The sequence below is a fragment of the Nocardia crassostreae genome, from assembly GCF_001613405.1.
Classification (GTDB): domain Bacteria; phylum Actinomycetota; class Actinomycetes; order Mycobacteriales; family Mycobacteriaceae; genus Nocardia; species Nocardia crassostreae.
In genome coordinates this window covers 243,494-262,137 of the sequence record NZ_BDCH01000028.1, presented here as the reverse complement: position 1 = coordinate 262,137, position 18,644 = coordinate 243,494, and the positions used below count along the sequence as shown (strand labels likewise).

Sequence of the window (18,644 nt, the reverse complement as noted above, 5' to 3'; positions counted from 1 at the left end):
GTCGGGCATCAGTCCGATTGTCGGTGCGCGGGTGCAGACTGGGGCCATGGATCGGTTCTCCCCCGCTACCCGGCAGTGGTTCGACGGTGCGTTTCCCGCGCCGACCGCCGCGCAGCTGGGGGCCTGGGAGGCCATTGCCGCCGGGGAGCACACGCTGGTCATCGCGCCGACCGGATCGGGTAAGACGCTGTCGGCCTTCCTGTGGGCCATCGACCGGCTGGCCACCCGGGAGGTCGTGGAGAAGCGGCGCAAGACCTCGGTGCTCTACATCTCGCCGCTGAAGGCGCTCGCGGTGGATGTGGAGCGGAATCTGCGGGCGCCGCTGGTCGGGGTGACGCAGACGGCCAAGCGGCTGGGGCTGGACGCGCCGGAGATCAGCGTGGGCGTGCGGTCGGGCGATACCAGCGCGGCGGATCGGCGGCTGTTGCAGCGCACGCCGCCCGACATTCTGATCACCACGCCGGAATCGCTGTTCCTCATGCTCACCTCGGCGGCGCGCGAATCGCTGAGCGAGGTGCACACGGTGATCGTGGACGAGGTGCACGCCATTGCCGGGTCCAAACGCGGTGCGCATCTGGCGCTTTCACTGGCGCGGCTGGACGCCTTGACCGAGGCCGATGGCGGTCGGCCCGCGCAGCGGATCGGTTTGTCGGCGACGGTGCGGCCGCCGGAGCGGGTGGGGCGGTTCCTGGTCGGGAGCGCGCCGATCACCATCGTATCGTTGCCCGCGCCCAAGACCTTCGATCTGTCGGTGCGGGTGCCGGTCGCGGATATGACCGAACCCGATGCGGGCAACGAGGATTCGGATCAGCCCGGGTCGATCTGGCCGCATGTGGACGAGGCCATCGTGGATCTGGTGCTCGAGCATCGGTCGTCCATTGTGTTCGCGAATTCGCGGCGGCTGGCCGAACGGCTGACCGCGCGCTTGAACGAGGAGTACGCGGCGCGGACCGGTGCGGCCGTGGAGACCGAGCACGCGCCGCCCGCCTTGCTCGGCGCGTCCACCGAGGTGATTCACGGGGCCGCTCCGCTGCTGGCCCGCGCCCACCACGGGTCGGTGAGCAAGGGGAAGCGCGCCATTATCGAGGACGATCTCAAGAGCGGCCGCCTGCGGTGCGTGGTCGCCACCAGCAGCCTCGAGCTCGGGATCGATATGGGCGCGGTCGAATTGGTCGTCCAGGTGGAGGCTCCGCCGTCGGTGGCCAGCGGCCTGCAGCGCGTCGGCCGCGCCGGTCACCAGGTCGGGGAGATCTCCCGCGGCGTCATCTTCCCCAAGCACCGCACCGATGTCATCCACTGCGCCGTCGCGTCCCAGCGCATGACCGCCGGGCAGATCGAGGAACTGCAGATTCCCGCCCACCCCCTCGACATTCTCGCCCAGCAGACCGTCGCCGCCTGCGCGCTGGAACCCATCGACGCCGAGACCTGGTTCGACACGGTCCGCCGCACCGGAAGCTATGCGGCCCTGCCCCGTTCGGCCTACGACTCCGTGCTCGACCTGCTCTCGGGCCGCTATCCCTCCGACGAATTCGCCGAACTGCGGCCCCGCATCGTCTGGGACCGCGACGCGGGCACCCTGACCGGCCGCCCCGGTGCGCAGCGCCTCGCCGTCACCTCCGGCGGCGCGATCCCCGACCGCGGCCTGTTCCCGGTCTTCATGGTCGGCGAGAAAGCCTCCCGCGTAGGCGAACTCGACGAGGAGATGGTCTACGAATCCCGCGTCGGCGATGTCTTCGCCCTGGGCGCGACGAGCTGGCGCATCGAGGAGATCACCTTCGATCGCGTCCTGGTCACCCCCGCCTTCGGCCTTCCCGGCCGTCTGCCCTTCTGGCACGGCGACGGCCTGGGCCGCCCCGCCGAATTGGGCGCCGCCCTGGGCGAATTCGTGCGTATCGCCGGGAAAGCGGTGGAGCAGGGGGGCCGGGCGGGCGCCGCGGCCACAACGAGCGCGCTGGAGGAGTTGGCGCCGGTCGCGGTCGCGGCGGGGCTGGATGCGAATGCCACCGCGAATCTGGTGTCGCTGCTGGAGGAGCAGCGGGTGGCTACGGGGCAGTTGCCTACGGACAGAACGCTGGTGGTGGAGCGGTTCCGGGACGAGCTCGGGGACTGGCGGCTGGTGTTGCATTCGCCGTACGGGTTGCCGGTGCATGCGCCGTGGGCGCTGGCGGTGGCCTCGCGGCTGCGGGAGCGGTTCGGGGTGGATGCGGCGCCGACACCGTCGGATGACGGGATCGTGGTGCGGTTGCCGGATACCACCGACGAGCCGCCGGGGGCGGAGCTGTTCGTGTTCGAGCCGGATGAGATCGATGATCTGGTGACCGAGCAGGTCGGCGGGTCGGCGCTTTTCGCTTCGCGGTTCCGGGAATGCGCGGCGCGGGCCCTGCTGTTGCCGCGGCGAGATCCCGGGAAGCGGGCGCCGCTGTGGCAGCAGCGGCAGCGGTCGGCGCAGTTGCTGGACGTGGCGCGCAAGTTCCCGGAGTTCCCCATGCTGCTCGAGACGGTGCGGGAGTGCTTGCAGGACGTCTACGACCTGCCCTCGCTGCGTGACCTTCTGGGGCGGGTGGCGCGGCGCCAGGCGCGGCTGGTGGAGGTGGAGACGGCCACGCCGTCGCCGTTCGCGAATTCGCTGCTGTTCGATTACATCGGGCAGTTCATGTACGAGGGGGACAGTCCGCTCGCCGAACGGCGCGCCGCCGCACTGTCTTTGGATTCCAGCCTGCTCGCCGAACTGCTGGGCCGGGTCGAGCTGCGGGAGCTGCTGGATGCGGCCGTGCTCGAACAGACCGAGCGGGAATTGCAGCGGCTGACGCCGGAACGCCAGGCTCGCGATATGGAGGGGCTGGCCGATCTGCTGCGGCTGCTCGGGCCGCTCACCGCCGCCGAAGCCGCGGACCGCTGTGTCGAGGACCCGCGCGAATGGTTTGCCGCACTGGTGAAATCCCGTCGTGCCCTGGAGGTCTCGTTCGCAGGATCGCGGTGGTGGGTGGCGATCGAGGATGCCGCCCGCCTGCGTGACGCGCTGGGGGTACCGCTGCCCATCGGCGTTCCCGCCGCATTCATCGAACCGGTCGCCGACCCCCTCGGCGATCTCATCGCCCGCTATGCCCGCACCCACGGGCCGTTCACCCTCGACGCCGCGGCCGCCCGCTTCGGCCTCGGATCGGCTGTGGCCGCCACCGCCCTGCACCGCTTGGCCCTCGAAAACCGAGTGGTGGAAGGCGAATTCACGCCGGGTGCGGCCGGTGCCGAATGGTGCGACAACGAAGTCCTGCGCCGCCTCCGCCGCCGCTCCCTGACCGCCGCCCGCAAGGAAGTCGAACCGGTAGCGACCAGCGCGCTGGGTCGTTTCCTCCCCGCCTGGCAGCACATCGGCACCGGCGAACTGCGCGGCGTGGACGGCGTCGCCGCCGTGGTGGAACAGCTTGCGGGCGTACCCACCCCGGCCTCCGCCTGGGAATCCCTGATCCTCCCCTCGCGCGTGCGCGACTACTCCCCCGCCATGCTGGACGAACTCATGGCCACCGGCGAGGTCATCTGGTCCGGCCACGGCTCCATCACCGCCAAGGACGGCTGGATCGCCCTGCACCCCGCCGAACAAGCGCCCCTGACCCTCACCCCACCCGCAGATATCGACCTCACCGAAACCCAGATCAGCCTCCTCATGGCCATGGGCGCAACTGTCATAGGGCGGCACACCGCATCCGGTTCCGCCGACGAGCCGGATGCCGCGCCCGCTGATGGTTCGGGGTATCAGGTCTTGACCACGGCGGCCGGTGGGGCGTATTTCTTCCGGCAGCTGGCCGAGGCCACCGGGGTCGAGGACGAGGCGGCAGTGGTCGCGGCGTTGTGGGAGCTGGTGTGGGCCGGATATGCGGCCGGGGATACCTTCGCGCCGGTGCGGGCGCTGCTGTCGGGCACTACCCGGACGACCACGGCGCATCGCACGCCGCGGCGGGCGCCGCGGGGGCGGATGTATCTGCCCGGGGGCGGGGCTCCGGTGCGGACGAGTCCTCCGTCGGCGGCGGGGCGGTGGTCGCTGCTGCCGGAGCGGGTGGCGGACAATACGATTCGGGCGCATGCGACGGCCGATGTGCTGTTGGAGCGGTATGGGGTGCTGACTCGGGGGGCGGTGCAGAGCGAGGGGGTGCCGGGCGGGTTCGCGCTGATGTATCGGGTGCTCACCGAATTCGAGGATCGGGGGCGGTGCAGGCGCGGGTACTTCGTGGATTCGCTGGGTGGGGCGCAGTTCTCGACGACCGATGTGGTGGATCGGTTGCGGTCCTTCGATATCGATCGATCGCGCGGCGAGGGATACGGGGGCGACGGTACCGCGCTGGCCCTGGCGGCATGCGACCCGGCGAATCCCTATGGGGCGGCGCTGCCTTGGCCGAAGGCGGCGGCCGAGGGCGCCGGGCATCGACCGGGGCGCAAGGCGGGGGCGCTGGTGGTGCTGGTGGCGGGTGAGCTGGCGCTGTACCTGGAGCGGGGCGGGAAGACGCTGCTCACGTTCACCGAGGATCCGCAGGTGCGGACCGCTGCGGCGACGGCGCTGGCGGGGCTGGTGCACGATCGGCGGGTGGATTCGCTGGTGCACGATCGGCGGGTGGATTCGCTGGTGATCGATCGGGTGAACGGGGAATCGGTGCACGGCAATACCTTCGCCACGTTCCTCAACGAGGCTGGTTTCGCCGCCACGCCGAAGGGTTTCCGGCTGCGGAGCCGTCCGTGAAGCGCTATGCCTGAGGGGGACGCCGTCTTTCTGACGGCCGCGCGGTTGCGTGCCGCTTTGGCGGGGAAGGAGCTGGTGCGCAGCGACTTCCGGGTGCCCAGGTACGCGACGCTCGATCTGCGCGGGGAGATGGTGGAGAGCGTCGGCAGTTATGGCAAGCATTTGTTCGTCCGCACGCCCGAGCTCAGTATTCACACCCACCTGAAGATGGAGGGCGAGTGGCGGGTCTACCGGCCGGGACAACGCTGGACCAAGCCCGGATTCACCGCGCGCCTGGTACTCGTCAGCACGGAGGCCGAAGCCGTTGGGTTCTCGCTCGGGACTGTCGAGGTCCTGCGCCGCGCGGATGAGCACCAGGCGACCGATCACCTCGGCCCGGATCTGCTCGGCCCGAATTGGGGTACGGCCGAAGCGGTCCGGCGGCTGGAGCGAGACCCGGAGCTACCGATAGCCCTGGCTCTGCTCGATCAGCGGAACCTCGCGGGCATCGGCAATATCTATCGCAGCGAAATCTGCTATCTGCGCCGCATCCACCCCGCCACCCCCGTCGGCGAGATTCCCGACCTGTCCGGCCTGGTCGACGAAGCACACCGCGTCCTCACCCGGGCCGCGCACGAACCACCCTGGCGCGCACTGGCTTACGGACGGCAACGGCGGCCGTGCCGACGCTGCGGAACCACGATCGTCGTCCACCTCATCGGCGACCCCGAAACCTACCCGTCTCGCGCGGACCGCGGCATCTACTTCTGCCCCCACTGCCAGCCGCCGCCTCAGCGGCGGTAGAGCAGGGCGGCGAGTTCGTCGAGCCCCCTGTACTGCGGATGTGACAGCGGTAGAACCTCATCCCAGTACTGGGATCTCACCGCATCCCACAGTGCAACGAACCTCGGGAACCAGTCGCGTACCTGGACCAGATCGGGGCGATCGTCGTCTCGTCCGAAGTACACGGCCCCCGGCGCACCGTCGGGGGCGTCGACAACCGATCCATCGGTGAGCACGCGATAGGCCGCCCGATGGGTCGATGCGGCGTCGGTCATCGTCTCCAGGGCGATCCGCTCGCCGACGACCGTCCAGGTTGCCGCTTGATCTCCACTCTCGGTCGTATGCAACATCTTTCGCATCATGCCGAAACAATGCGCCGACTGCCCGCGCCGGGATGACCCGAATGGCGAACCGGCTGGATCGGCTCGAATCCGCAGCTCACCTCTCACGGGAAGCATGCCCTCGGTCTCAAAATGAGAGGAATGGTTCGACCTGGTGAGAGGGCCCCGCAGATGGCGGAGAACGAATCGGCAGATACCGGCACCACCTTGCCACGTCGACAGCTCGGCCGATTGCTACGGGACGCACGGACAGCCACCGGGATGAATCTGGATCAGGCCGCCGCCCTGGTGCAGTGGAGCCGACCCACGCTGAGCCGACTCGAACGGGGAGAGACCGAGAAGGTGCGCGTCACCGACATTTTGGCGCTGTGTGAGGCCTACGGCCTGAACGAGGAGGCGACCGCCGTCGCGAAGGGGCTCGCCGAGCAGACGCCCGCCAAGTCCTGGTGGCAGGCCTACAGCGACCTCGTACCGGCATGGGCCAACCTGTTCGTCGGATTAGAGTCCGCCGCAACGTCTTTGACCATCTTTCAACCGCTGATCATGCACGGTCTGCTCCAGACGCCCGATTACGCCCGGGCACTCGACCGGCTCTTCTTCCCGGACGACACCGAGCACGAGCTCGAGCGCCGCATCCAGGTCCGGGTCCAGCGGCAACACATCCTCACACGCTCCCGCCAACCGACCAGGATGTCGATTATTCTGCACGAGAACGTGCTGAGGATTGTGGTGGGAAACAGCCGGGTGATGGCGGCGCAATGCCGACACGTCGCCGACATCTCCACACGCGACAACATCGATGTCCGGGTGATGCCATATCGCGCAGGTCTACCCCTTGGGATGGCGGTGCCGCCGTTCACGATCATGGACTTCGGGAGTAGCCCTCGCGGCAAACAGGTGGTAGAACCTCAGCAGGTCTACTGCGAGGGGTACGCGGGTAGCGCGTATCTCGAGAACCGAACGGACGTAATGACGTTCAGGCAGGCGTTCCGAAAGCTACAACAGGCCAGCTTGGACGCTCGTTCGAGCCGCGACATGATCAGAGAGATTGCGAGGAGACACGAGAGTGAACGTTGACCTGCACGGAGCCGAGTGGTTCAAGTCCAGTCACAGCTCGGGAGGCGGGGAATGCGTCGAGATCGCCTTCCTCGAGGGCGGCAAGGTAGGCGTCCGCGACTCGAAGAATCCAACCGGTCCAGCGCTGATTTTCACACCGGGTGAATGGGGCGCTTTCACCGCCGGTGTCACCGATGGGGAGTTCAACCGACCCGACTGATTTGGCCGGCAGCGAAATTCGGCGCCGGGCCGGGGCTTTGCTCTTATCGTGAGTGCCATGAAGATCGGAATCCTGGGTACCGGCTCGGTCGGCCGGACCCTCGCGGCGCGCCTGGTTGAGCTGGGGCACGACGTGGTCATCGGCACCCGTGATGTCGCCGCCACCGAGGCGAAGTCGGAGGAGCCGTTCCCGGCGCCGCTGCGTTCGGCCCCGGAGGCCGCCGCGCACGCCGAGCTGGTCATCAAATGCCACCGGCGGGCAGGTCAGCGTTGCCGCGCTCCAGGGTGCGGGCGCAGCGCACCTGGCGGGCAAGGTGCTGATCGATATCTCGAACCCGCTCGACTTCTCGCACGGGTTCCCGCCCCGGCTCGCGGTCTGCAATGACGATTCGATCGGCGAGCAGATCCAGCGCGCCTTCCCGGACGCGCTGGTGGTGAAGACCCTCAATACGGTCACCGCGGATGTCATGGCGCACCCGGCCAAGGTCGGCGACGGCGATCACACCGTATTCGTCAGCGGCAATGATCCGGGCGCGAAAAGTACTGTCACACAGCTGCTTCGCGATTTCGGCTGGCGTGACATCGTCGATGTCGGCGATATCACCACCGCGCGCGGCGTCGAAATGCTGCTGCCCATGTGGGTGCGGCTGATGGGCGCGATCGGCACCCAGCAGTTCAACTACAAGCTTGTTCGCTGACTACTTGTCGATCGGCAGGTCTTCGCGGACCAGGACCTTGGCGCGGGCTTCGGGGGCTTCCAGGCGCAGCGCTTCGGCGGAGGCGTCGTCGGGCTGAGTCTGGGATTCGATCTCCGCCTTGACGCGGGCCTTGTAGGTGTCGACTTCGCGGGCGATCTCGGTGGCGGACCAGCCGAGCACGGGGGCAACGAGATTGGCGACCTCTTCGGCGCAATCCACACCGCGGTGGGCATATTCGATGGAGATGCGGGTGCGGCGGGCGAGGATGTCGTCCAGGTGCAGGGCGGCTTCGGCGGCGGCCGCGTAGACGACCTCCACGCGCAGATAGCCGGGGGACGCCGTGATCGGTTCCAGGAGTTCGGGTTTGCCGTCGGCGAGGCCGAGCACTTCGTCGATGAGGGAGCCGTACCTGTTGAGCAGGTGCTGGATTCGGTACGGGTGGATGCCGTACTTCTCGGCCAGGTGCGGGGTCTGGTTCATGAGCGCGTAGTAGCCGTCCGCGCCGAGCAGCGGCACCTTCTCGGTGATGGTCGGCGAGACGCGACGCGGAATGTCCTGTGCCGCTTCGTCGACGGCGTCATAGGCCATGACGCGGTAGGTGGTGTACTTGCCGCCCGCGATGGCGACCAGGCCGGGCGCGATGCGGGCCACGGCGTGTTCGCGGGAGAGCTTCGAGGTCTGATCGCTCTCCCCCGCCAGCAATGGCCGCAGGCCCGCGTAGACGCCGGTGATATCGGCGTGCGTGAGCGGGGTCACCAGCACCTTGTTCACGTGGTCGAGGATGTAGTCGATATCGGATTTGGTCGCCGCCGGGTGCGCGAGGTCCAGATTCCAGTCGGTGTCGGTGGTGCCGATGATCCAGTGGTCGGTGCCCCACGAGATGACGAACAGCACGCTCTTCTCGGTGCGCAGAATGATCGAGGTATCGCTGGCGATGCGGTCGCGCGGCACCACGATATGCACGCCCTTGGACGCTCGCACATGGAATCGACCGCGCTGCTTGGCCAGGGCTTGCAATTCGTCGGTCCACACGCCGGTGGCATTGATGACCACGCTGGACCGGACCTCGGTGGTGCGGCCGTCCTCGCTGTCGTGCACCTTCACGCCGACCACCCGGTCTGCCTCGCGCAGGAAGCCGATGACCTGGGTGGAGGTGCGGATGACCGCGCCGTAGTGGGCGGCGGTGCGGGCCACGGTCATGGTGTGGCGGGCGTCGTCGACCACGGTGTCGTAGTAGGTGAGGCCGCCGGTGAGCGCGTCGCGCTTCAGGCCGGGAGCCAGGCGCAGCGCCGCCGAGCGGGTCAGATGATGCTGTCCGGGAACGGATTTCGCGCCTCCCATGGTGTCGTACATGAGCAGGCCGGTGGCCACATAGGGCCGCTCCCAGGCGTAGTGGCTGAGCGGATAGAGGAAGCGCAGCGGCTTCACCAGGTGCGGGGCCAGCGTGGCGAGCGCCAGTTCGCGCTCCTTGAGCGCCTCCCGGACCAGGCCGAATTCCATCATCTCCAGGTAGCGCAGGCCGCCGTGGAACATCTTCGACGAGCGGCTGGAGGTGCCCGAGGCCAGATCGCGGGCCTCCACCAGGGCGACTTCGAGGCCGCGGGTGGCCGCGTCGAGGGCGATCCCGGCGCCGACCACGCCGCCGCCGATCACCACCACGTCATAGTGCTCGCCACCGAGCTTTTCCCAGGCAGCCGCACGCTGCTCGGGGCCGAGAAACTGCGATCGCGGTTGCTGCTTCGTCATGCCCGACTCCTCCAGCCCGCGCCGCGGAGACGACGCGCGTTCGTAATGATGACGCTCTGGTCGAAGCTCTCGTACTCGCAAGTAACCGTATCCGAAAGTAATCGCTCCCGGTGCGATGCGACGCGGGTGGTGTCATGGCGTCGAGTACCGGCCGTTGTCGAGTAGCGTGCTGGGAATGCGTCGCTATGTGGCTGCCATCGACCAGGGCACGACGTCGATTCGGTGCATCATCTTCGACCGGCAGGGGTTGATCGTCGGGGTCGCGCAACGCGAGCACGAACAGATTTTCCCGCAGCCCGGCTGGGTCGAGCACGATGCCGAAACCATTTGGCGCAATACCGAATCCGTGATCGCCGAGGTATTGGAGAAGCTGGGCATCGGCGCCGGGGACATTGCCGCGGCCGGTGTGACCAATCAGCGTGAGACCACGGTGGTGTGGGAACGCGCCAGCGGCAAGCCGATTCACAATGCCATCGTCTGGCAGGACACCCGCACCGCCGATCTCACTGTCGAACTCGGCGGCTCCGAGGGCGCCACCCGCTACGCCGACCGCACCGGGCTGCCGCTGTCCACCTATTTCGCGGGCCCCAAACTGCGTTGGATCCTGGACCGGGTCCCCGGCGCGCGCGAGCGCGCCCTGGCCGGTGAGCTGTGTTTCGGCACCATCGACAGCTGGATCCTGTGGAATCTGACCGGCGAGCACCTCACCGACGTCACCAATACCTCGCGCACCATGCTCATGGATCTGCGCTCCCTGCAATGGGATCCGCAGATCTGCGCGGATTTCGGCATCCCCATGGCCATGCTGCCCACCATCCGCAGTTCGTCGGAGGTCTACGGCGACATCACAACCACCGCCCTGGCCGGTGTGCCCATCGCCGGGATCCTCGGCGATCAGCAGGCCGCCACCTTCGGCCAGGCCTGCCTGTCCCCCGGTGACACCAAAAACACTTACGGCACCGGCAATTTCATGCTCATGAACACCGGCACCACCCCCGTCTTCAGCGAGCACGGCCTGCTCACCACCGTCTGCTACCGCCTCGGCGACCAGCCCGCCGTCTACGCCCTCGAGGGCTCCATCGCGGTGACGGGTTCCCTCGTCCAATGGCTCCGCGACAACCTCGGCATGATCTCCTCCGCCGAGGACATCGAGCCCCTGGCCAAGACGGTCGCCGACAACGGCGGCTGCTACATCGTCCCCGCCTTCTCGGGCCTGTTCGCCCCGCGCTGGCGCCCCGACGCCCGCGGCGTCTTCGCGGGCCTCACCCGCTTCGTCAACCGCGGCCACATAGCCCGAGCCGTCCTGGAAGCCACCGCATTCCAAACCCGCGAGGTCATCGACGCCATGCGCGCCGACTCCGCCGCCCAACACCTGGACGTCGAAAAGGTCACCCTGAAAGTCGACGGCGGCATGGTCGCCAACGAACTCCTCATGCAATTCCAATCCGACATCCTCGACGCCCCCGTAGTCCGCCCCGTAGTCACCGAAACCACCGCCCTCGGCGCGGCCTACGCCGCCGGTCTGGCCGTCGACTACTGGTCCTCCCCCGACGACATCCGCGCCAACTGGGCCGAAGACAAACGCTGGACCCCCACCATGTCCCCCACCGACCGCGACACCCTCATGCACGAATGGAACAAGGCCGTCGAACGCACCTACAACTGGGTCTGAGTTCCCTACCGCCGCCGCGGATTTCCCAGCGGCTGCTGGAGCGCGTCGATGACGCCCTCCCGATAGGCGCGCAGCCTCGGATCGTTCTCGATGGCGTCGATCGCCGCGACGACAGCGCTCCGCGTCTGCCGCAGCGCCTCGCCGTGCAACCGCACGATCGTCTCGACGAGCACGTCCGGATCCATCCGGCGTCCCGCATCGGTGAGCCGGATGGCCCGCAGCGCGCCGTCCGGCTCCACCTCCACCGTCACAGCAGCGTCCCCAACACTCGGCGCGGCTGCACCGAGTGCGCTTTCCAGTTGCCCGATGAGACCCGAGAGCGGATCGATATCAGCCACGAGCACACCTCCAGCTACCTCGATTGATAGCGTCAGCATATAGTTGGCGCACCAATCGCCCGGTTTCAATAGGGTGTCCCGAGGGGTCGCGTGTGGGCGGAGAAGACAACTCTCATTTCGACAAGGCCGCCGTGCGAGCACTCGCCGACGGTCTCGGTACCGCAGGCCAGGAGATCGCGATAATCGGCCGCGGCGGAGCGCTGGCCGACGGCATGGCCGATGCCCTCGCGGGAGCTGGCACACCCGGCGCGTACCAAGCCGTGGCGCGACGAGCCGACAAGGCCATGGACGCCGTCGGCACCTCGCTACTGGAGATGGGCGGACTCGCCGTCGCGGCGATCGTCACCCATCAGCAACTCGACGACGAACGCGCACGTGGCATCGATACCGCGACCGAGGGCGTCCGATGAGCCGCCACCTGACCGTCGGCGCTCATCGCGCAAGCAAGCGAATGGGATCGGCAGGCCGGGGAACTGCGCACCCGCATGGATGCGCAGTGGCGCGCGGTGGACGGCACCCACGAAACCTGGCAGGGCCCTTCGGGTGGCGCACTGCGCACTCGTTTCGATGGAGTGCATACCAAGGCACGGCAGGTCCTCGCCGCACTGGAGGACGGCCGCGATGCGGCCAAGATCGCCAGCCTGAACTTCACTACCGCCACATCCGTCCTGCGGCATGCGGTGGACAGCGCCACCTCGGCGGGCTTCGACGTGGCGCACGACGGAACCTGCACCATCAGCGAGAAGAAGAAGCAAGCCGTCTACGCCTCGGTCGCCAGCAGCGACCGCAGCGGCGAGGCTTACAGCACGGCGATCGCCGCCCTGACGATCTCGTGCGATGCGCACACCGCGACCATCAAGCGAGCCTTGAATCTCGCCGCCGAGATCGACCAGCAGTCGCAGACCGCGATCGATGCCGCCTTCGCGAACCTGCCGACCCCCGACTCCTTCGGCAATGCCACGACACCGAAATCAGGGTCGGCTCCACGGCCTCCGAAGGACGGCAGCCCGGCCGAGAATCGGGCCTGGTGGGATTCGCTCACCGCGGCCGAGAAGACCGATCTGATCAGCACTCAACCCGCCAGCGTCGGCAACCTCGACGGCCTCCCCGCGGATGCGCGGGACAGGGCGAACCGAAATCTCATCCCGATCGAACGTGCTCGCCTAGAGCAGGAGCTCGCCATCCAGAACGGGCTCGTGGCAGCCGATCCGAGAAATGCTCGCGCGCGGACCAGGAGCGACGAGCTGCAGGAACGTCTGGATGATCTCGAAGCGGTAGCAGCGCAGGTGGACGGGCGGTCCGATCGAAAGCTGTTGGTATTCGACATGTAATCGGGGCTGCAGGGCCGTGCCGCCATTGCCGTGGGCGACCCGGACAATGCCGATCACGTATCGGTGACGACTCCTGGTCTGGGCACGAATCTGCGCGAGTCGCTCGGCAGCATGATGGGCGAAGCCCAAATGCTGAAACTCGAAGCCGAGTCCCAGCTCAGGGACGTGAACAAGAGTGACACGGTGGCCACGATCGCGTGGATCGGATACGACCCGCCGCAGAAGGAATACGCAAACCTCGATATCGGCAACGTCGTCCTCCAGGGTCGAGCTGAAAGTGCCGCGCCCGTACTCGCCAACTTCTACGAAGGCCTGGACACGGCCAGCACGAAGAACGATCCCCACATCACCGCGTTGGGTCATTCCTACGGCTCCCTGGCGACCAGCTTGGCGCTGCAGGAAAGCGGCAGAGCTGTCGACGATGTCGTCTTCTACGGTTCTCCCGGCCTCGGCGAGAAGCTTCCTCCCGTGTCCCAGTTGGTACTGGCCCCACAGGTGCTGGGGCTGGATTGGAACAATGCGGTGAAATCCCCTTCCGATCTGGGTCTTTCCTCGGGGCACGTATTCGAGATGAGCGAGGTGAAAGACCCGGTTGCAAATGCCAACCGGTTCGGGCTCAGCCCGAACCGGATCGATTGGATCGAGCATCTCGATACCGCGCAGCTGACAGTGACGGATTCGCAGGGCAACGAACGCACATACACCGGCGCCGAAGGGCACGCCGAATATCCCCGGGAGGGCGATAAAGGCCTGCTGCACCGGTCCGGCTACAACCTCGCCGCCGTTCTGGCTGGCCTACCGGAGAATGCGAAGCGATGACCATCGGCAGGAAGATCACCCTACTGACCGCCGCGTTGGCAGCCACGGCGACACTCGTGACGGGATGTGATGTGTTGCGCGACAACGAAAAACCGACGACGCAGCAGGAGACGGACGAGGCTGCGCGTAGGCTGCAGCAGCGGCCGAGTCTCGAGGAGGCGGAAGCCCAGCTCCAGCAGGTCATGGAGCAGATCGCTGCGGCGGGAACGGAACTCGTGCCCGCTGTGCGATTCGAGTGGGTGGACGATCGGAGTATGCCCGATTGTGACGCGCCCTACGACCGGACCTACGGACGCAAGGTCTTCATGCGCAAGTTGTGGGCGCAGGGGCAGCCGTATCCGGAGGCCGAATGGCCCGCATTCCTCGCGAAGGCGAAAGAGCTGGCGGCAACCGTCGGCGCGACCTGGTCACAGCAGATACGCGAAGAACCTTCCGGCACAACCGGTCCGGCGCCCTCGAACGACCCCGCCGCTCCGGAATACGGCCGTCATGACATCAATTTCGTCAATCCCGATAATGGCACCACCGTCCGGATCATGACGAACAAGGCGACGGTCATCACCGCCACCCTTGGCTGTCATTTGCCGAAGGACAGGTTGGACGATCCGATCAAACCGACGCGGTGAGGGCGTGGGCCTTGGCCAGGCGGTCGACGGCCTCGGCGAGGGTGGCCTCGTCGGAGGTGGTGAAGCACAGGCGCATGGAGTGGGTGTAGTCCGTCGAGACGGCGAAGGCGGAGCCGGGGACGTAGGCTACGCCGGTCTCGAGGGCTTGGGGGAGTAGGGATTTGGTGTCGGTGCCGTCGGTGAAGTCGACCCAGACGAACATGCCGCCGGTGGCGTTGGTGCTGACGACGCGGTCACCGAAGCAGGTTCGGACGGCGTCGACGAGGGCGCGGGCGCGGGTGCCGTAGGCGGTGCGGACCGAATCGATGTGCGTCGCAAGCCACGCCGAGTCGGAGAGGAGGTCGGCAGTGATCTGCTGGGTGAGGGCGGATCCGCAGAGATCGGCGCCTTGTTTGAGGAGTTCGATGGCGCGACAGACGCGGGTGGGGGCGATCATCCAGCCGACGCGCAGGGTGGGGGCGAGGGTTTTGGAGGCGCTGGACAGGCGAATCACGTTGGGCGAGTAGGTCGCGACGGGGAACGGGGAGGGACGGTCGAACCAGAGTTCGCCGTAGGGGTCGTCCTCGATCACCCAGAAGCCGAATTCCTCTGCCAGCGCGGCCAATTCCTGGCGGCGCGGGGGGCTTATGGTGACGCCGCCGGGATTGTGGAAGTTGCTGACCGTGTGCACGACGGCGGGGCGTTCGCCCGCGGCGAGGAGTTCGCGCAGGGCGTCGGTGCGCATGCCCTCGGAATCCAGTGGGACGGCGACGATTCTGGCGCCCGCGGCGCGGAAGACCTGGAGGGCGCCGACGTAGGCAGGATCCTCGCAGACGACCAGGGCGCCCGGATCCAGCAGGACCTCGGAGAGCAGGGACAGCGCCTGCTGGGAGCCGTGGGTGATGAAGACCTCGTCGGTGGCGATGGTGCGGCCCATACGACCGGATTCGCGCTTGGCGACGACCTCGCGCAGCGGGCCCCAGCCGGGAGACTCGGTGCACTGCAGCCGCGAGCGGTCCGACAGTGCGTCCTCGGCGGCCTGCGCAATGCGGTCGCGGGGCATGAGCTCGGCATCCGGCAGCCCGCCCGCGAGACTGATGATGTCCGCGCGCGCGGTGAGCTTGAGCAGGTCGCGAATCGCGGAGCTCTGCAGGCCGTCGAGCCGCGAGGACAGCGGCGGAGTGAGCGCGGGCATCCAAACACCTCCGAGGGAACGCCGGGGTATGCGCGAACCAGCCTGTCACAACCAGACCAGAATATGAAATTCCATTCTCATATTCTGAGACAGGCCGGGCGCGTGGGGGCGCGCCCGAACCCGCTGGCCGGGGCTAGTCGATGGCGAAGATCAGGTTCTTGCCGTCGCGGTTCACGGTGGTGATGTGCTGGCGGTAGACGGTCGTGGTGCAGTCGGGCCGGTGCTCGGTGAGGTCGGCGTCGTAGATGGCCGGTGCGACCTCGACGATCCGCAGGCAGTAGGTGGTGCCCACCGGGATCACGTCGTTGATGGCCTGCTGGATGACCTCGGCCGGGGACACATTGGCGGCGTCGGGCGCGACGAAGGTGCGCGCCTTCTCACCGCTGCGGTCGGCATAGAAAGCGTGCTGGAATCCGAGAATGGCGTCGGCGCCACTGCCGGTGCTGCCCTCGCCATTGCCGATGGTCAGATTGCCCTCGCGCTTGGTCGGGCAGCTCAGCGCGGCGGCCGTGGGCGCGGTGGTGGTCACGGACTTGCCGGTGGTGGTCGCCACCGCGGGCGTCTGCTCGTCGTCCCCGCCGCCGCGGGTGACGGCCACGATCACCGCGCCGAGGATGGCCAGCCCGGCCACGACGGCCGCCCCGCCGAGGGCGATCCGGCCCCACGGTGGCCCGTCCGACTATTCCCGTTCCGGCGGAACGGATTTCGGCGCAAGCCGCTTGGCGATCGGATCATCCGCCCACGACAGCGATTCCCCTCGGGTCGTGACGGGTTCCGGCGGCGGAGTGGGCGGGAATCCCTCCTCGGTGGTGCGCCACCAGGAGGCAGGCGCCCCATTGCCGCCCGCCTCGGGCCCGGCCTTCGTACCGGACGGTGCGTTTTTCGCGGCTGATTGCGACGCTGACGGGTCAGCGGGCGCATTCCGGGCCGGAGTCGGCGACGCGGCGCTCGACGGCGCAGCGGGCGATACAGCCGCGCCACCCGTTCCGGCGTAGCGGGTCGTCTGGTCGGGATCCCCGAAAACGCCTGCGCCCGGCGCATACCCGGACCCACCGCCGGTCGGGGCGTAGCGGGTCGTCTCCTCGGCATCGCCGAAAACACCGGGCCCGGGTGCATATCCGGACGCTCCCGGACCTGCCCCGGTCACGCCGGTCGTCTGCGCCGGATTGCCGAAAACTCCCGGCCCCGCCGAATACCCGGACCCGCTTGCGGCTCCGGCCCCACCGACCCGCGCCGCTTCGTCGGCATCATCGAAAACGCCCGGCCCCGCGGCATATCCGGACGCACCCGTCGCGGCCGTCCCGCCGACGACCCTGGTCTGGTCGGCGTCGCCGAAAACGCCCGGCCCCGGGGCGTATCCGGAGCCGCTCGCCGCGGCCGATGTGGAAGGCGCTGGGGCCGAAGGCGTTCCGCCGCTACCGGCGTTCGGTTCGAGTGGCGTTCCGTGCTGGACCGGGAACTGGCCGGTTGTGGGCGGAGTCCACGATTCGGACGCCCGGTACTGCCCGCTCGGCGGGCCCGCGTCCGCGGGCCGCCAGGCCAGGTCGGGACTCGCGGGCGGTGCGGGCGACCAGCCGGACCCGGTGTCGGGGGTGGGCCCGAAATCGTTGAGGGACGGGCCGAACTCCGAGTCGGGCGGAGCGGCCGCCGGGGCGGACGGGGCGAGCGGCGGGCCGAAATCGCCGGTTGGAGGACCGGCCTGCACCGGCGGGCCGAATTCCGATTCCGGCTGCCCGGCCGGTTGTCCCTCGGCGGGCACCGACGTGGATTCTGGATCCGGGCGCGCGGGATCGTCCTTTCCGGAAACCATCACCCGTCCTTTCGCCACACACTCGTGGGGCGGTCGCTGACGACCGCCCCACGCCACGACTCAACTCGTGCCGGCACCGAATTCGGGCCGTGCTCGTCAGTACTGGACCGAACCGCCCACCTGCGTGGTCACGCCGCCCAGGTCGGTCGACTGCACGGGGTGTTCGCCCGCCGGAAGCCTACCAATCTGCGCGGCCGCCTCCAGGATGGTGGCGCCGCCCGGGAGCAGGCGAATGAAGTTCTCGGTGTCCGCCTTGACCGCGTTCACCACGGCGGTGTCCAGCACGAACTCCAGCTGGCTGTCGCCGCCCTCGCCGACGCGGGTGTAGGCGGTCACCCTGATCTGATTGATCGTGGTGAAGTCCAGCGCCATACCGGCTTCGCCGATACCGCCCGGCGTCGAGTAGCCGATGGTGCCGACGTAGCCGTCCAGATTGCTGAAGTGGTGGGTGTTGGCCGCGACGCCGGGCAGCAGGGTGCCGCCGTCGAGGCTGGCGCCGATCTCGGTGTGCGGGCCGGTCATCTCGACCACGGGCGCGGCGGACGCGGTCTCGATGGCCGGGGCCTGCCAACGCGGCTGGGTCTCGACGGGCTCGCCGCCGGTGAGCGTGTTGACCGTGGTGTCCGGCTGCTCGGGCTGGGTCTCGTCGACCGTGGTGCCCGGCGTGGTGGCTTCCGGCTTCGGCACGCTCGGCTGGGTGGTGCCCGGCTGCTGCGGCTTGTTCTCGGTCTCGACCGCGGGCACCGCCTCGCCCGGGGTGGTCTGCCCCGGCACGGTCTGGCCCGGCACCGGCAGCGGCGCGACGCGCGGCACGCTCACGCCCGGCTGCGAAGGCTTGGCGTCCGGTCCGACACCGGCCGGCTGCACCTGCTCCTCTTCCGGGTTGGCGGGATCCTCACCGGCGGGCTGGGTGGTCTCCGGCTTGGGCGAGCCCGGGGTGGTGACGCCGGGCTGGCTCGGCTGCGGCTTGACCTGCTCCGGCTTGCCCCCGTTGGTGGAACCGGCTTGTTCCGGGGCGGGATTGTCGTCGGTGGCACCGGGCTGCTGTTCGGGAGCAGCCGGCACGGCGCCCGGATCCGCGGGAGCGGCGTTCGCGGGGGTCGCCAGCAGGCTCACCGCGACGACCGCGGTGGCCAGCGGCAGGGAGGTACTCGCCTTGGCCCGACTCGGCTTGCGGTGCTTCACTTTTCGCTCAATTCCTTCGTCCCTCATCAGGCACGATCGAACTGTAGGCGAGCGAGGGGTCTCGAGGGACCGGAATCGACTCCCCCGCTACGTCACTCGCGATCGCCCGACCGATCGCTTCCGCGCCGAAGTGAACCA

At 68.4% G+C, this 18,644-nt stretch carries 18 protein-coding genes; 11 read left to right on the top strand and 7 right to left on the bottom strand.

The genetic code is table 11. From position 1 onward, the window contains the following. Positions 1 to 46 precede the first annotated feature (46 nt). Together NC4_RS28100 and NC4_RS28095 are read left to right on the top strand one after the other, a co-directional pair. Positions 47 to 4,729 carry an ATP-dependent helicase gene (locus NC4_RS28100; protein WP_067544132.1) on the top strand — a complete coding sequence of 1,561 codons (4,683 nt, stop codon included), beginning with the start codon at positions 47 to 49 and terminating at the stop codon, positions 4,727 to 4,729. Between the two features lie 6 nt (positions 4,730 to 4,735). After that, a complete protein-coding gene (locus NC4_RS28095; RefSeq protein ID WP_067544130.1) occupies positions 4,736 to 5,512 on the top strand; it encodes a DNA-formamidopyrimidine glycosylase family protein in 777 nt (258 codons plus the stop codon). On the opposite strand, the gene NC4_RS28090 is transcribed toward NC4_RS28095, so the two are convergent. Further along, positions 5,500 to 5,841, bottom strand: coding sequence for a hypothetical protein (locus NC4_RS28090; RefSeq protein ID WP_157555268.1), 342 nt, complete (start codon positions 5,839 to 5,841; stop codon positions 5,500 to 5,502). The two genes, NC4_RS28095 and NC4_RS28090, sit on opposite strands and share 13 nt — an antisense overlap. A 162-nt stretch (positions 5,842 to 6,003) precedes the next feature. On the opposite strand from NC4_RS28090, the gene NC4_RS28085 reads away from it, so the two are divergent. Genes NC4_RS28085 through NC4_RS43305 form a run of 4 tightly spaced genes read left to right on the top strand, consistent with a single transcriptional unit; the run spans position 6,004 to position 7,805 of the window. Continuing rightward, positions 6,004 to 6,909: a helix-turn-helix domain-containing protein gene (locus tag NC4_RS28085; RefSeq protein ID WP_067544126.1), complete on the top strand. Its 906-nt coding sequence runs from the start codon at positions 6,004 to 6,006 to the stop codon at positions 6,907 to 6,909. Then, positions 6,899 to 7,108 carry a DUF397 domain-containing protein gene (locus NC4_RS28080; RefSeq protein ID WP_067544124.1) on the top strand — a complete coding sequence of 70 codons (210 nt, stop codon included), beginning with the start codon at positions 6,899 to 6,901 and terminating at the stop codon, positions 7,106 to 7,108. Before NC4_RS28085 ends, NC4_RS28080 begins: the two co-directional genes overlap by 11 nt. A gap of 57 nt (positions 7,109 to 7,165) precedes the next feature. Continuing rightward, positions 7,166 to 7,492 carry an NAD(P)-binding domain-containing protein gene (locus tag NC4_RS43310; protein WP_245721970.1) on the top strand — a complete coding sequence of 109 codons (327 nt, stop codon included), beginning with the start codon at positions 7,166 to 7,168 and terminating at the stop codon, positions 7,490 to 7,492. Then, positions 7,422 to 7,805, top strand: a complete 384-nt coding sequence (locus tag NC4_RS43305; RefSeq protein WP_245721969.1) for an NADPH-dependent F420 reductase — start codon at positions 7,422 to 7,424, stop codon at positions 7,803 to 7,805. Before NC4_RS43310 ends, NC4_RS43305 begins: the two co-directional genes overlap by 71 nt. On the opposite strand, the gene glpD is transcribed toward NC4_RS43305, so the two are convergent. Further along, positions 7,806 to 9,551 carry a glycerol-3-phosphate dehydrogenase gene (gene glpD, locus NC4_RS28070; RefSeq protein ID WP_067544122.1) on the bottom strand — a complete coding sequence of 582 codons (1,746 nt, stop codon included), beginning with the start codon at positions 9,549 to 9,551 and terminating at the stop codon, positions 7,806 to 7,808. A gap of 175 nt (positions 9,552 to 9,726) precedes the next feature. On the opposite strand from glpD, the gene glpK reads away from it, so the two are divergent. After that, positions 9,727 to 11,223, top strand: a complete 1,497-nt coding sequence (gene glpK, locus NC4_RS28065; RefSeq protein WP_067544254.1) for a glycerol kinase GlpK — start codon at positions 9,727 to 9,729, stop codon at positions 11,221 to 11,223. Between the two features lie 5 nt (positions 11,224 to 11,228). Here the strand turns inward: glpK and NC4_RS28060 are convergent, their stop codons facing one another. After that, entirely contained in the window at positions 11,229 to 11,561 is a 333-nt protein-coding gene (locus tag NC4_RS28060) for a hypothetical protein (RefSeq protein WP_157555267.1), read from the bottom strand. A gap of 92 nt (positions 11,562 to 11,653) precedes the next feature. Between NC4_RS28060 and NC4_RS28055 the strand changes: the two genes are divergently transcribed. From NC4_RS28055 to NC4_RS28040, 4 genes are all read left to right on the top strand, one after another. Then, a complete protein-coding gene (locus NC4_RS28055) occupies positions 11,654 to 11,971 on the top strand; it encodes a hypothetical protein (protein ID WP_067544118.1) in 318 nt (105 codons plus the stop codon). A 75-nt stretch (positions 11,972 to 12,046) separates the two neighbouring features. Then, positions 12,047 to 12,892 carry a hypothetical protein gene (locus tag NC4_RS28050; RefSeq protein ID WP_067544115.1) on the top strand — a complete coding sequence of 282 codons (846 nt, stop codon included), beginning with the start codon at positions 12,047 to 12,049 and terminating at the stop codon, positions 12,890 to 12,892. Positions 12,893 to 12,898: 6 nt separating this feature from the next. Further along, positions 12,899 to 13,711: an alpha/beta hydrolase gene (locus NC4_RS28045; RefSeq protein WP_084529844.1), complete on the top strand. Its 813-nt coding sequence runs from the start codon at positions 12,899 to 12,901 to the stop codon at positions 13,709 to 13,711. After that, entirely contained in the window at positions 13,708 to 14,337 is a 630-nt protein-coding gene (locus tag NC4_RS28040; RefSeq protein WP_067544112.1) for an LppA family lipoprotein, read from the top strand. Before NC4_RS28045 ends, NC4_RS28040 begins: the two co-directional genes overlap by 4 nt. Here the strand turns inward: NC4_RS28040 and NC4_RS28035 are convergent. From NC4_RS28035 to NC4_RS28020, 4 genes are all read right to left on the bottom strand, one after another. Continuing rightward, complete coding sequence (locus tag NC4_RS28035) at positions 14,321 to 15,511, bottom strand: aminotransferase-like domain-containing protein (protein ID WP_067544110.1); 1,191 nt, start codon at positions 15,509 to 15,511, stop codon at positions 14,321 to 14,323. The genes NC4_RS28040 and NC4_RS28035 overlap by 17 nt on opposite strands. A 133-nt stretch (positions 15,512 to 15,644) precedes the next feature. Then, on the bottom strand, positions 15,645 to 16,142 hold the full coding sequence (locus NC4_RS28030; RefSeq protein WP_067544108.1) for a DUF8176 domain-containing protein: 498 nt from the start codon (positions 16,140 to 16,142) through the stop codon (positions 15,645 to 15,647). A gap of 48 nt (positions 16,143 to 16,190) precedes the next feature. Next, positions 16,191 to 17,321, bottom strand: a complete 1,131-nt coding sequence (locus tag NC4_RS28025; RefSeq protein WP_067544107.1) for a hypothetical protein — start codon at positions 17,319 to 17,321, stop codon at positions 16,191 to 16,193. A gap of 96 nt (positions 17,322 to 17,417) precedes the next feature. Next, positions 17,418 to 18,506 (bottom strand): hypothetical protein, encoded by a 1,089-nt coding sequence (locus NC4_RS28020; RefSeq protein ID WP_245721968.1) that lies wholly within the window; start codon positions 18,504 to 18,506, stop codon positions 17,418 to 17,420. Positions 18,507 to 18,644 lie beyond the last annotated feature (138 nt).

Coding starts and splice junctions, on each gene's coding strand:
- NC4_RS28035 (WP_067544110.1), bottom strand. CDS start 15,511: ATGCCCGCGCTCACTCCGCCGCTGTCCTCGCGGCTCGACGGCCTGCAG.
- NC4_RS28090 (WP_157555268.1), bottom strand. CDS start 5,841: ATGTTGCATACGACCGAGAGTGGAGATCAAGCGGCAACCTGGACGGTC.
- NC4_RS28095 (WP_067544130.1), top strand. CDS start 4,736: ATGCCTGAGGGGGACGCCGTCTTTCTGACGGCCGCGCGGTTGCGTGCC.
- NC4_RS43310 (WP_245721970.1), top strand. CDS start 7,166: ATGAAGATCGGAATCCTGGGTACCGGCTCGGTCGGCCGGACCCTCGCG.
- NC4_RS28050 (WP_067544115.1), top strand. CDS start 12,047: ATGGATGCGCAGTGGCGCGCGGTGGACGGCACCCACGAAACCTGGCAG.
- NC4_RS28100 (WP_067544132.1), top strand. CDS start 47: ATGGATCGGTTCTCCCCCGCTACCCGGCAGTGGTTCGACGGTGCGTTT.
- glpK (WP_067544254.1), top strand. CDS start 9,727: ATGCGTCGCTATGTGGCTGCCATCGACCAGGGCACGACGTCGATTCGG.
- NC4_RS28040 (WP_067544112.1), top strand. CDS start 13,708: ATGACCATCGGCAGGAAGATCACCCTACTGACCGCCGCGTTGGCAGCC.
- glpD (WP_067544122.1), bottom strand. CDS start 9,551: ATGACGAAGCAGCAACCGCGATCGCAGTTTCTCGGCCCCGAGCAGCGT.
- NC4_RS28085 (WP_067544126.1), top strand. CDS start 6,004: ATGGCGGAGAACGAATCGGCAGATACCGGCACCACCTTGCCACGTCGA.
- NC4_RS28025 (WP_067544107.1), bottom strand. CDS start 17,321: ATGGTTTCCGGAAAGGACGATCCCGCGCGCCCGGATCCAGAATCCACG.